The sequence below is a fragment of the Nocardioides sp. genome, assembly GCF_035703625.1.
Taxonomy (GTDB): Bacteria; Actinomycetota; Actinomycetes; order Propionibacteriales; family Nocardioidaceae; genus Nocardioides.
On record NZ_DASSXS010000103.1, the window covers coordinates 1 to 11,266 of the forward strand.

Annotated in this window: 11 protein-coding genes and 1 pseudogene; 6 read left to right on the plus strand and 6 right to left on the minus strand. The window is 71.4% G+C overall.

Annotation, left to right across the window (positions count from 1 at the left end; genetic code table 11):
* The 3 genes from VFN12_RS05200 to VFN12_RS05210 form a co-directional block, all read left to right on the plus strand.
* On the plus strand, positions 1-925 hold a 925-nt coding region (locus tag VFN12_RS05200), incomplete at its 5' end, for a DUF4350 domain-containing protein (RefSeq protein WP_325117541.1).
* Positions 922-1,911, plus strand: a complete 990-nt coding sequence (locus VFN12_RS05205) for a MoxR family ATPase (RefSeq protein WP_325117542.1) — start codon at positions 922-924, stop codon at positions 1,909-1,911. The genes VFN12_RS05200 and VFN12_RS05205, both read left to right, overlap by 4 nt.
* Before the next feature lie 21 nt (positions 1,912-1,932).
* Positions 1,933-3,225: a DUF58 domain-containing protein gene (locus VFN12_RS05210; protein ID WP_325117543.1), complete on the plus strand. Its 1,293-nt coding sequence runs from the start codon at positions 1,933-1,935 to the stop codon at positions 3,223-3,225.
* Between the two features lie 2 nt (positions 3,226-3,227).
* Here VFN12_RS05210 and VFN12_RS05215 read toward each other — a convergent pair whose 3' ends face one another.
* Complete coding sequence (locus VFN12_RS05215) at positions 3,228-4,223, minus strand: stage II sporulation protein M (RefSeq protein ID WP_325117545.1); 996 nt, start codon at positions 4,221-4,223, stop codon at positions 3,228-3,230.
* 23 nt (positions 4,224-4,246) lie between these two features.
* On the opposite strand from VFN12_RS05215, the gene VFN12_RS05220 reads away from it, so the two are divergent.
* The 3 genes from VFN12_RS05220 to VFN12_RS05230 are packed head-to-tail and all read left to right on the plus strand — an operon-like array spanning position 4,247 to position 6,346.
* A complete protein-coding gene (locus tag VFN12_RS05220) occupies positions 4,247-5,065 on the plus strand; it encodes an alpha/beta hydrolase (protein WP_325117546.1) in 819 nt (272 codons plus the stop codon).
* Between the two features lie 4 nt (positions 5,066-5,069).
* On the plus strand, positions 5,070-5,879 hold the full coding sequence (locus tag VFN12_RS05225; protein ID WP_325117547.1) for an RDD family protein: 810 nt from the start codon (positions 5,070-5,072) through the stop codon (positions 5,877-5,879).
* Between the two features lie 50 nt (positions 5,880-5,929).
* Positions 5,930-6,346 carry a hypothetical protein gene (locus tag VFN12_RS05230; protein ID WP_325117548.1) on the plus strand — a complete coding sequence of 139 codons (417 nt, stop codon included), beginning with the start codon at positions 5,930-5,932 and terminating at the stop codon, positions 6,344-6,346.
* Here VFN12_RS05230 and trmB read toward each other — a convergent pair.
* The 5 genes and pseudogenes from trmB to VFN12_RS05255 form a co-directional block, all read right to left on the minus strand.
* Positions 6,327-7,079, minus strand: a complete 753-nt coding sequence (gene trmB / locus VFN12_RS05235; RefSeq protein WP_325117549.1) for a tRNA (guanosine(46)-N7)-methyltransferase TrmB — start codon at positions 7,077-7,079, stop codon at positions 6,327-6,329. The genes VFN12_RS05230 and trmB overlap by 20 nt on opposite strands.
* A gap of 117 nt (positions 7,080-7,196) precedes the next feature.
* Positions 7,197-7,568 (minus strand): VOC family protein, encoded by a 372-nt coding sequence (locus VFN12_RS05240; protein WP_325117551.1) that lies wholly within the window; start codon positions 7,566-7,568, stop codon positions 7,197-7,199.
* A 102-nt stretch (positions 7,569-7,670) separates the two neighbouring features.
* The gene (gene tuf, locus VFN12_RS05245) at positions 7,671-8,864 is read right to left on the minus strand and encodes an elongation factor Tu (RefSeq protein ID WP_325117552.1); all 1,194 of its coding nucleotides are present in this window, start codon (positions 8,862-8,864) and stop codon (positions 7,671-7,673) included.
* Positions 8,865-8,935: 71 nt separating this feature from the next.
* Entirely contained in the window at positions 8,936-10,996 is a 2,061-nt protein-coding gene (fusA, locus tag VFN12_RS05250; protein ID WP_414690009.1) for an elongation factor G, read from the minus strand.
* Positions 10,997-11,121: 125 nt separating this feature from the next.
* Positions 11,122-11,266, minus strand: a pseudogene (locus tag VFN12_RS05255) (30S ribosomal protein S7); the annotation flags it as partial.

Below are 11,266 nucleotides of genomic sequence, written 5' to 3' on the forward strand. Positions count from 1 at the left end.
CGTCGAGGTCACGGTCGCCCGCGACGCCGAGGCCCTGGAGGCGACCGAGGTGGCCGCAGACACCACCGTCGTGGTGACCTCCACCGATCAGCTCGGCCAGACGACCACCACCCGGCTGCTGGCGCACGCCCGCGGGGCGTCGCTGGTGCTGGTGGATGCGGGCCCCGGACTCGTGGACACGCTCGGCACCTTCGAGCCGCCCCGCCGGGTCACCCGCGACGGTGGATGGGACGCGCAGTGCTCCGACCCGCTGTTCGCCGACCTCACGGTGGAGGTCGACCGCGCACTGGCCTACCCGGGGAGGGGTTGCTTCCCGGACGACGACGGCTCGTTGGTCGTGGAGAACGGCCAGGTCACCCTGTTCGGGATCTCCGAGGCGCTCACCAACGACCAGGTCCTGCGGGCCGACAACGCCGCGGCCGCCGTACGCCTGCTCGGCCAGGATGACCGGCTGGTCTGGTACGTCCCCACCATCGCCGACCTCCCGGCCGGCGACGGCGTCAGCCTCGAGACCCTGCTCCCCCGCTGGATCGTGCCGGGTCTGTGGCTGACGGTGGTCGCCACCATCGCCCTCATCGCGTGGCGGGCCCGCCGGCTCGGTCCGCTGGCCACGGAACCCCTCCCCGTCGTCGTGAAGGCGATCGAGACCACCCGGGCCCGCGGGCGCCTCTACCGCAGGGCCCACGACCGACCTCATGCCGCGGAGGCGCTCAGGCGGGCGACCCGGGCCAGGGCCGCCCACCGGCTCGGCCTCCAGGGCCCCGATGACGATGCCCTCGTCCGCGACGTGGCACGGCACACTGGCCGCGACGTGGCCGACGTGGCCGCGCTGCTCGGGCCGGGGGCACCGCCCGGCACCGACCGGGACCTGATCACGCTGGCCCGAGGGCTGGCCGAGCTCGACAGAGAGGTACGACGCACATGACCGAGCCCGTCACTTCGACCACGGTCGACCACGACCACTCCGGGGCGCGGGAGCGGCTGGGCGCGGTACGCACCGAGGTCGCCAAGGCGGTCGTCGGCCAGGACTCCGCCGTCTCCGGACTGCTCGTCGCCCTCCTGTGCGGGGGGCACGTGCTGATGGAGGGGGTCCCGGGGGTGGCGAAGACCCTGCTGGTCCGCACCCTCGCCGCCGCACTGTCGGTGGACGCGCGTCGGGTCCAGTTCACGCCCGACCTGATGCCCGGTGACATCACCGGCTCGATGGTGATCGACAGCAAGCAGGGCGAGCTGTCGTTCCGGGAGGGCCCGCTCTTCACCAACCTGCTGCTCGCCGACGAGATCAACCGGACCCCACCCAAGACCCAGTCCGCGTTGCTCGAGGCCATGGAGGAGGGCCAGGTGTCCGTCGACGGGGTCTCCCGCCGGCTGCCCCGACCGTTCCTGGTGGCAGCGACCCAGAACCCCGTCGAGTACGAAGGCACCTACCCGTTGCCGGAGGCCCAGCTCGACCGGTTCCTGGTGAAGGTCGTGCTGCCGATCCCCGACCGGGACGCCGAGCTGGAGATCCTGCGCCGTCACGCCGAGGGCTTCGACCCGCGCGACATCTCCGCGGCCGGCGTGGGCGCCGTGGCGGGCGCCGTGGACATCGAGGCCGGTCAGGCCGCCGTACGCGAGGTGACGATCTCCTCCGACGTCGCCGGGTACGTCGTCGACATCGCCCGCGCCACCCGCGAGTCACCGTCGCTGAGCCTGGGCGTCAGCCCGCGAGGAGCGACCGCCCTGCTCCGGGCGGCGCGGGCCTGGGCATGGTTGAGCGGACGGGACTTCGTGACGCCCGATGACGTGAAGTCCCTGGCCCACGCCACGCTGGGGCACCGGCTGGGGCTCCGGCCCGAGGCCGAGCTCGACGGGGTCGACGTCGACCAGGTCCTGTCGTCCGCCCTCGGCTCGGTCCCGGTGCCCCGGTGACGAGCTGATGGCCGGGAACTGATGGCGCTCTCGGGGAGGCTGCCCCTCCTCCTGCTGCTGGGGCTGGTGCCGGTCGTGCTCCGGCCGAGCATGGGCACGGTCTGGCTGTGGGTCCTCCTGGTCGTCGTGCTGACGCTCGTGGACTGGGCGCTCGCCCCCCGGCCCGCCCGGTTGTCGCTCGCGCGTCGACCGCTCGGCACGGTCCGGCTCGGCCAGCCCGCAGAGGCGGTGCTGGTCGCGGCGAACCACTCCCCGCGCCGGATGCGGGCCCTGGTGCGCGACGCGTGGCAACCCACGGCCGGGGCCTCCGACAACCGGCACCGGATCCGGCTGGCGCCCGGCGACCGGACGCTGCTGCGGACACCGCTCCACCCGCGGCGTCGTGGGGACCTGCGGGTCGTGGGCGTGACCGTCCGCGTGCCGGGCCCGCTCGGGCTCGCGGCGCGGCAGGCCACCCGCCAGGTGCCCGGGAGTGTCCGGGTGCTGCCCCCGTTCGAGTCCCGCAAGCACCTGCCGAGCCGGCTGGCCCGGCTCCGCGACCTGGACGGCCGCTCGGCCGTGCGGGTGCGAGGACAGGGCACCGAGTTCGACTCGCTGCGCGAGTACGTCCGCGGCGACGACGTGCGGTCGATCGACTGGCGGGCGACCGCCCGTTCCACCGGCGTGGTGGTGCGGACCTGGCAGCCCGAGCGGGACAGGCGGGTGGTGCTGGTGCTCGACACCTCCCGCGTCTCGGCCGGCCGCGTCGACGACGTACCCCGGCTGGACTCGGCGATGGACGCCGCCCTGCTGCTGGCCGCGCTCGCCTCCCGGGCCGGGGACCGCGTCGACTTCGTCGCCGGGGACCGCCGGGTCCGCAGTCGCCTGCGGTCGGCCGGCGGCCGGGACGTCGCCCACAACCTCCAGGACGCGATGGCCGATCTCGAACCGGTCATCGCGGAGGCCGACTGGTCGGCGCTCGCGGGCGCCGTCACCGGGCTCGGCCGCCGGCACGCGCTCGTGGTGCTCCTGACCCCGCTGGAGCCGTCCGCCGTCGAGGAGGGGCTGCTGCCGGTGCTCACGACCCTGACCCGTCACCACCGGGTCGTGCTGGCCTCCGTCCGCGACCCCGCGCTGGACCGGCTCGCCGGCTCCCGGGACGACCTCGCGCAGGTGTACGACGCCGCGGCCGCCGAGCAGGTGCTGCTCCGGCGACGCCGGACCGCCGAGCTGCTCGACACCCTCGGGGTGCACGTGGTGGACACCGACGCGGACCGACTGCCGCCGGCGCTGGCCGACCTGTACCTCGACCTGAAGGCTCGAGGGCTGCTGTAGGGCTAGGCCTGGGTGGCGACCCGGTCCTCCAGGAGCGCCGGGTCGAGGTCACCGGTGTGGCCGCGGCGGACGGCCGCCCGGCCCAGGACGAAGACGTAGGCGAAGAAGAGCGCCTCGGCGGTGATCCCGATGCCGACCCTCGCCCAGGTCGGCAGGCCGGAGGGCGTCACGAAGGCCTCGATGATGCCGCTGACGAGGAGCACGACCACCAGCCCGAGTACGACCGTCCCGGCCGTGCGTCCCTCGCGGGCCATCGACTGGGACCGGGTCAGCTCGCCGGGGTCCACCCACGACCAGAACAGGCGCAGCCCCACCCCGCCGGCCACGAAGACCGCGGTCAGCTCCAGCAGGCCGTGCGGCAGGATCAGGCCCCAGAAGTGCTCGCCGTGCCCGGCCCGATGCATGATCGAGCCGATGATCGCGAGCCTGGCGACGTTGGAGAACAACAGGTAGACGACCGGGAAGCCCAGGATGCCGAAGGCCACGCACAGGGCTGCCACGAAAGCGTTGTTGATCCAGACCTGGGCGGCGAAGTGGCTGGCGGCGAACTCGCTGTAGTAGCCCTCGAAGTCCTCGTTGACGAGGTCCTCGATCTCGGCGGGCGACATCATGCTCTGCTCGACGCTCGGGTGCTGCAGGAGCCACAGCAGCATCACGGCCGTGACCACGACGTTGGCCGCCAGCACCCCGATCCACCACCATCGCTGGCGGTAGAGCGCGGCCGGGAACCGGTCGGTGAAGAAGGCCGCGACGCCCCGCCAGGTGGTCACGTGGGTGGCGGTGGCCCGGTTGCGGGCGCGGGCCAGCAGCGAGGACAGGTGGGCGACCAGCGACGCGTCGGCCGCGGAGGTGCGCACGACCGAGAGGTGGGTGGCCACCTGCTGGTAGCGCTCGACCAGCTCGTCACTCTCGGCACCGCTGAGCCGGCGTTGCGCCACGAGCGACTCCAGCCGCTGCCACTCGTGAGCGTGCGCGAGCACGTAGGCGTCGAGATCCACGCGGCCAGCCTAGGGTGACGGGCGTGACGACGACGACGTTGCCGGACGGCCGTACGGCGCAGCTGTGGCTCGGCGGGGCCGACCAGGGTCCGGTCGTGGTGTTCCTGCACGGCTGCCCGGACACCCGGCACGCGGCGATGACCGGCGAGGGCGCAGCGCGCGCGGCCGGGGTCCGGCTGCTGTGCGTCAACCGCCCGGGCTACGGCCACTCGACCTACCACCCGCCCGACGCAGGCACCGTGGCAGACGACGTGGTCGCCGTCCTCGACCGGATCGGGATCGGCAGGTTCGGTGTGCTCGCCATGTCCATCGGCGGCGGGTACGGCGTGTCCCTCGCCGCGCGGCATCCCGACCGGGTGCAGGTGCTCGGTCTGGTGTCGACCCAGTACCGCCAGGAGCCGGGAACCGTCGAGCAGACGATGGAGGCGGCGCGGCCGGAGTTCGCGGCGTGGGTGGCCACGATCCGGCCGGAGGACCCCGACGACTCCGCGCTGGCGGCCCGGTGGCGTGGGTCCCTGCCCGAGCAGGACGCGGCGCTGCTCGCGGACATGCCGGATGCCGAGGTCGCGGCCGCCGCGCGCGAGGCGCTGGCCCAGCACGAGGGGTTCCTGCGCGACGCGGCGGTGGCGTTCCGGCCCTGGCCCCACCCGCCGGAGGACGTCCGGTGCCCGGCCTATGCCTGGTCCGGGGAGCTGGACACCAACGCCCCCGCCGCCGACACCGCAAGGCTGACCGCACGCCTCGGCGCGCGGCACGTCGTCCGCCCCGACACCACCCACCTCGCCGCTCTGCTGCGCCACTGGCCGGACCTGCTCGCCACGCTGCGCCCGCACCTAGACTGATCCCGTGGCCGGGCCCGAGTTCGCGACTCTCACCACCGACGACCTCGTCACCGGCGAGGCCGTCGCCCTCGACCTCCCCCCGGCCGGCCTCGGGACCCGGATGGTCTCCGGCCTCATCGACGTCACCGCCACGCTCCTGCTGCTCGTCGCCATCGTGATGCTCTACGCAACGGCCAGCCTGCAGACCGACCAGGCACTGCAGTGGGTGGCGTGGATCGGCACCCTGATCACCGTCTTCCTGATCCTGCCCACGACCCTCGAGACGCTCACCCGCGGCAAGTCGCTGGGCAAGCTGGCCATGGGCCTGCGCGCGGTGCGCGACGACGCCGGTCCCGTCTCCTTCCAGCAGTCGTTCGTCCGGGCCCTGGTCGCGGTGGTCGAGGTGTATCTCTTCACCGGCGTGCCGGCGTTCTTCTGTGCTCTGGTCAACTCGCGCGGCAAGCGGCTGGGCGACCTCGCGGCCGGCACCTACGTCGTCCGCGAACGCGTGCGGCTGCGGCTGGCGCCACCACCGCCGATGCCGCCCCGTCTGGCTGCCTGGGCGAGGTCCGCCGACATCGCGGCACCCCCGGCCGGACTGGTCCTGGCCGTGCGCCAGTACCTGGGCCGACTGCCCACGATCGACCCCGCATCGCGGGCGAGGATCGGTGCGAGGCTGGCCGAGGAGGTCGCGGCGTACGTCGCCCCGGCGCCGCCGTCGGGCACCGTCCCGGAGGAGTTCCTCTGCGCGGTCCTGGCGTCACGCCGAGAGCGCGACGCGGCAAGGCTGGCCAGGGAAGCAGCGCTGCGAGCCCGCCTGACCGCACGCCGCTGAGGGGCCGTCGACCCGTTGCAGGCCGTCCCGTACGGACCTACCGTCGGAGCATGCTGGACGGCCCGGTCGGTGGGGTGCTGGCCATCGCCGTCGCCACGGCGGTCGCGGCGGTGGCCTTCGGCGCGGTGTTCTACTTCGCAGAGATGGTGGCCCTGACCGTGCGGGCGGGCCGGCTCCTGCACCTCATTCCCCCGCCGCCACCGGCCCCCGTCGGCATGCCGCTGGAACGGATCGCCGCCGATCTCCGCCGGCTGCACCGCGAGGTCCGCCGTCACCCGCCGGGCATGCCGATGGCGAAGTTCAGGGGGATGATGGCGGCCTACGACGACGCGCTTCTCGACGCCTGCCGTGCCCTCGACCTGCCGACCGACCTCCCGGGGCTGCCCGAGGGCGTGGAGCGCGAGTCCGAGCGGCTGCGCCTGGAGTTCGAGCTCGAGCGGGCCGGGATCAGGTTCCGGGAGCGCTGAGCCCCTCGCCGAGGCGGGTGTAGGCGAGGTCGGTGATCGCGCGCCCCGCGGCGACGCCCTTGCGCTCGAAGCGGGTGAGCGGGCGCTCCTCCCACCGGTTGGTGACCCCGCCTGACAGCAGGGGCTCGACGTCCAGCACGTCCTTCATCTGCTGCGCGTAGTCGTCCCAGTCGGTGGCCAGCCGCCAGGTCGCACCGGGCGCCAGCCGGGTCGCGGCGAGGTGCGCGAACCTCGGGGTGACGAGTCGCCGCTTGTGGTGCCGCGTCTTCGGCCAGGGGTCCGGGAAGAAGGTCCACAGCCCGGCCAGCGAGTTCTCCGCGACCAGGTGCTCCAGCGCCCAGACCGCGTCGACCGAGCAGAACCTGACGTTGTTGGCCCCGGCCGCCGCCACCCGACCCAGCCCGTCGGCGACTCCCGGGCGCCACACCTCGAGCGCGAGCACGTCGTGGTCCGGCCGGGCGGCGGCCAGCGCCGCCGTGGCCTCTCCGACCCCGGACCCGATCTCGACGACCAGGGGGGCGTCGCGTCCGAACCACGAGCGCCAGGAGAAAGCCGGGTCGTCCAGCGCCTCCTCGGGGATCACCCACCTCTCGTGGTGCGCCTCCCAGGCCGCCGCCTGGGTCGGCGTGAAGCGACTGCCCCGTCGGGAGTAGGAGAGCACCTCGCGCATCCGCCGCCCGTCGTCGGTCAGCCGATGATGCGGGCGTCCCGGACGGACTCGTTCCTCGACCATCCGGCCATCTTCTCAAGAGCCGCGAGGACGAGGACCACGCCTTTCGCCGACCCCCGCACCGGGTCCGATGCCGACCGTGACACCGAGGTCGGTGTGGCGGTCGCTGCCGCTTCCCGGCTAGGAGTCCAGAGGCACCGACGAGTGCTCGTGCGCGGAGACACAGAACTCGTTGCCGCCCGGGTCGGTGAGGGTGACCCACGGAAAGCCCTCGTCGCGCCGTCCGACGACCGTGGCACCGGCGTCGACGAGCTCGTCGACCGCTGACTCGAGGTCGGCGGCGACCAGGTCGAGGTGCAGCCTGTTCTTGCCGGGGGTCGGGTCGTCGACCTTCTGGAAGGACAGCAGCGCCGGCAGCCCGCCTCCGGCGAGCACGACGTACCAGCCGCCGTTGGTCTCGGTCACCGCGGCGCCGAGCCTCCCGGCCCACCACCCGGCGAGTCCCTCCGCGTCGGTGGTGTCGATCGTGACCATGCCGAGCCTCAGCGTCATGCCCACCACGCTAGGGGTTCGCCCGCCCGAGACGCAGTTCGGCCCCGGAGCCGAGGCTCCGGGGCCGAACTGGTGGTTCAACCGGTCAGTGACCGGCGGGGATCACTTCGTGATCTTCGTGACCCGGCCGGCGCCGACGGTGCGGCCGCCCTCACGGATCGCGAACCGCAGGCCCTCGTCCATGGCGATCGGCTGGATGAGCTCCACCGACATCTCGGTGTTGTCACCCGGCATGACCATCTCGGTGCCCTCGGGGAGGGTCACCACGCCGGTCACGTCCGTCGTACGGAAGTAGAACTGCGGGCGGTAGTTGTTGAAGAACGGCGTGTGACGGCCGCCCTCCTCCTTCGAGAGGATGTAGACCGAGGCCTCGAAGTTGGTGTGCGGGGTCGTGGTGCCCGGCTTGATGACCACCATGCCGCGCTCGACGTCCTCGCGCTTCGTGCCGCGGAGCAGCAGTCCGACGTTCTCGCCGGCCTGGCCCTCGTCGAGCAGCTTGCGGAACATCTCGACGCCGGTGACCGTCGTCTTCTGCGACTTCTCGCGGATGCCGACGATCTCGACCTCCTCGTTGACCTTCACGATGCCGCGCTCGATGCGACCGGTGATCACGGTGCCGCGACCGGTGATGGTGAAGACGTCCTCGACGGGCATCAGGAACGGCTTCTCGGTCTCGCGCTCCGGGGTCGGGATGTAGTCGTCGACGGCCTGCATGAGCTCCGCGATGGACTCGCCCCACTTCTCGTCGCCGTTCAGCGCCGGGAAGGCAGCGACCTTGACGACCGGGATGTCGTCGCCGGGGAACTCGTACTCCGAGAGGAGCTCGCGCACCTCCATCTCGACGAGCTCGACGAGCTCCTCGTCGTCGACCATGTCGCACTTGTTCAGCGCGACGACCAGGGCGGGAACACCCACCTGGCGGGCGAGCAGGACGTGCTCACGCGTCTGGGGCATCGGGCCGTCGGTGGCCGCGACCACGAGGATCGCACCGTCCATCTGAGCCGCTCCGGTGATCATGTTCTTGATGTAGTCGGCGTGACCGGGGCAGTCGACGTGCGCGTAGTGACGGCTCTCGGTCTGGTACTCGACGTGCGCGATCGAGATCGTGATGCCGCGCTGACGCTCCTCGGGTGCCTTGTCGATCTCGTCGAACGGCGTGAACGGGTTCAGGTCCGGGTGCTTGTCGTGCAGGACCTTCGTGATCGCTGCGGTCAGCGTCGTCTTGCCGTGGTCGATGTGACCGATGGTGCCGATGTTCACGTGCGGCTTGGTCCGCTCGAACTTCGCCTTAGCCACTGTGGGCTCCTCCTGGTGTGGTTGTTACCTGACTCGTGTTGCGTTTACTTGTGCCGAGGATCCTGACGAGGCTACTCGCCGCGGACCTTCTTGATGATCTCGTCGGCGATGGTCTGGGGAACCTCGGCGTACGAGTCGAACTCCATCGAGTACGACGCCTGCCCCGAGGTCTTCGACCTCAGGTCGCCAACGTACCCGAACATCTCGGACAGCGGGACGAGGGCGTCGACGACCCGGTCGCCGTGCCTCTCCTCCATGTTGCGAACCTGGCCGCGCCGGCTGTTGATGTCGCCGATCACGTCCCCGAGGAAGTTCTCGGGAGTGGTGACCTCGACCGCGAACATCGGCTCGAGCAGGACCGGCTTGGCCATGCGGGCGGCCTCCTTGAAGGCCTGGTTGCCGGCGATCTTGAAGGCCAGCTCGGAGGAGTCGACGTCGTGGTAGGCGCCGTCCTCGAGCGTGAACTTCACGTCGACCATCGGGTAGCCGGCGAGCACGCCGAACTCCATGGCCTCCTGGCCGCCCTGGTCGACCGACGGGATGTACTCCTTCGGGACCCGGCCACCGGTGACGTTGTTGGCGAACTCGTAGCCCGCGCCGGCGCCCGTCTCCGGGTCGACGTTCGGCCCGAGGGAGACGACGACCTTGGCGAACTGGCCGGAGCCACCGGTCTGCTTCTTGTGCGTGTAGCTGTGCTTGGAGACCTCCTTGCGGAGGGTCTCGCGGTAGGCCACCTGCGGCTTGCCGACGGTGGCCTCGACGCGGAACTCGCGCTTCATCCGGTCGACCAGGATCTCGAGGTGCAGCTCGCCCATGCCGGCGATGATCGTCTGACCGGTCTCCTCGTCGGCCTTGACCGTGAAGGTCGGGTCCTCGTCGGAGAGCCGCTGGATCGCGATGCCGAGCTTCTCCTGGTCGCCCTTCGTCTTGGGCTCGATGGCGACCTCGATCACGGGGGCCGGGAAGGTCATGGACTCCAGGACGACCGGGTGCTGGGCGTCGCACAGCGTGTGCCCGGTCTTGGTGTCCTTGAGGCCCATGACGGCCACGATCTGGCCGGCGCCGACCGACGCGATCTCCTCACGCTTGTTGGCGTGCATCTGGTAGACCTTGCCGATCCGCTCCTTGCGGCCGTTGACCGAGTTGGTCACGGTCGAGCCCGCCTCGAGCTTGCCGGAGTAGACCCGGACGTAGATCAGCTTTCCGAGGTGGGGGTCGGAGGCGATCTTGTAGGCCAGGCCGGAGAACGGCTCGTCGTCGGAGGGCTTGCGGACGATCTCCTCGTCCTCGTCCTTGACCGAGTGGCCGACGATGCCCTCGATGTCGAGCGGCGACGGGAGGAACTTCACGACCGCGTCGAGCAGGGGCTGGACGCCCTTGTTCTTGAACGCGGTGCCGCACAGGACAGGGTTGACCTTGTCGGCCAGGGTGGCGCGCCGGATCGCGGCCTCGAGCTCCTCCACGGAGATGTCCTCGCCCTCGAGGTACTTCTCCATGATGTCGTCGTCGGCCTCGGCCAGGGTCTCGAGGAACTTCTCGCGGTACTCCGCGACCTGCTCGGCCATCTCGGCCGGGATCTCCTCGACCTCGTAGTCCTCGCCCATCTTGGTCTCGCCGCGCCAGGTGAGGGCGCGCATCCCGACCAGGTCGACGACCCCGAGGAAGTCGCTCTCGGCACCGATCGGCAGCTGCAGGACCAGCGGCGTGGAGTTGAGCCGGTCGACCATCATGTCGACGCAGCGGAAGAAGTCCGCACCGGTGCGGTCCAGCTTGTTCACGAAGCACATCCGGGGCACGGAGTACTTGTTGGCCTGCCGCCAGACCGTCATCGTCTGGGGCTCCACGCCGGCCACCCCGTCGAACACGGCGACCGCGCCGTCGAGGACGCGCAGCGAGCGCTCGACCTCGGCGGTGAAGTCGACGTGACCAGGGGTGTCGATGATGTTGATCTGGTGGTCCTTCCACCAGCAGGTGGTCGCGGCGGAGGTGATGGTGATGCCGCGCTCCTGCTCCTGCTCCATCCAGTCCATCGTGGCCGCGCCCTCGTGGACCTCACCGATCTTGTAGGTGATGCCGGTGTAGAAGAGGATGCGCTCGGTGGTGGTGGTCTTCCCGGCATCGATGTGCGCCATGATGCCGATGTTGCGGACCTTGTTGAGGTCCGTGGTGATGTCGACAGCCACTGTCAGCGTTCCTTAGGAAGTGGGTGGGGTGGTCATGCGCGGCGGATCCCCCGGCAGGGGAGCCGCCGGCGCGATCACCAGCGGTAGTGGGCGAAGGCCTTGTTGGACTCGGCCATCTTGTGGGTGTCCTCGCGCTTCTTCACCGCGGCACCGAGGCCGTTGGAGGCGTCGAGGATCTCGTTCATCAGGCGCTCGGACATCGTCTTCTCACGACGGTCC

Bases quoted from the DNA above. Each gene is read 5' to 3' on its own strand.
- VFN12_RS05205 (WP_325117542.1), top strand. From the start codon at position 922: ATGACCGAGCCCGTCACTTCGACCACGGTCGACCACGACCACTCCGGG.
- VFN12_RS05210 (WP_325117543.1), top strand. From the start codon at position 1,933: ATGGCGCTCTCGGGGAGGCTGCCCCTCCTCCTGCTGCTGGGGCTGGTG.
- VFN12_RS05230 (WP_325117548.1), top strand. From the start codon at position 5,930: ATGCTGGACGGCCCGGTCGGTGGGGTGCTGGCCATCGCCGTCGCCACG.
- trmB (WP_325117549.1), bottom strand. From the start codon at position 7,079: ATGGTCGAGGAACGAGTCCGTCCGGGACGCCCGCATCATCGGCTGACC.
- VFN12_RS05240 (WP_325117551.1), bottom strand. From the start codon at position 7,568: ATGACGCTGAGGCTCGGCATGGTCACGATCGACACCACCGACGCGGAG.
- fusA (WP_414690009.1), bottom strand. From the start codon at position 10,996: ATGGCGCACATCGATGCCGGGAAGACCACCACCACCGAGCGCATCCTC.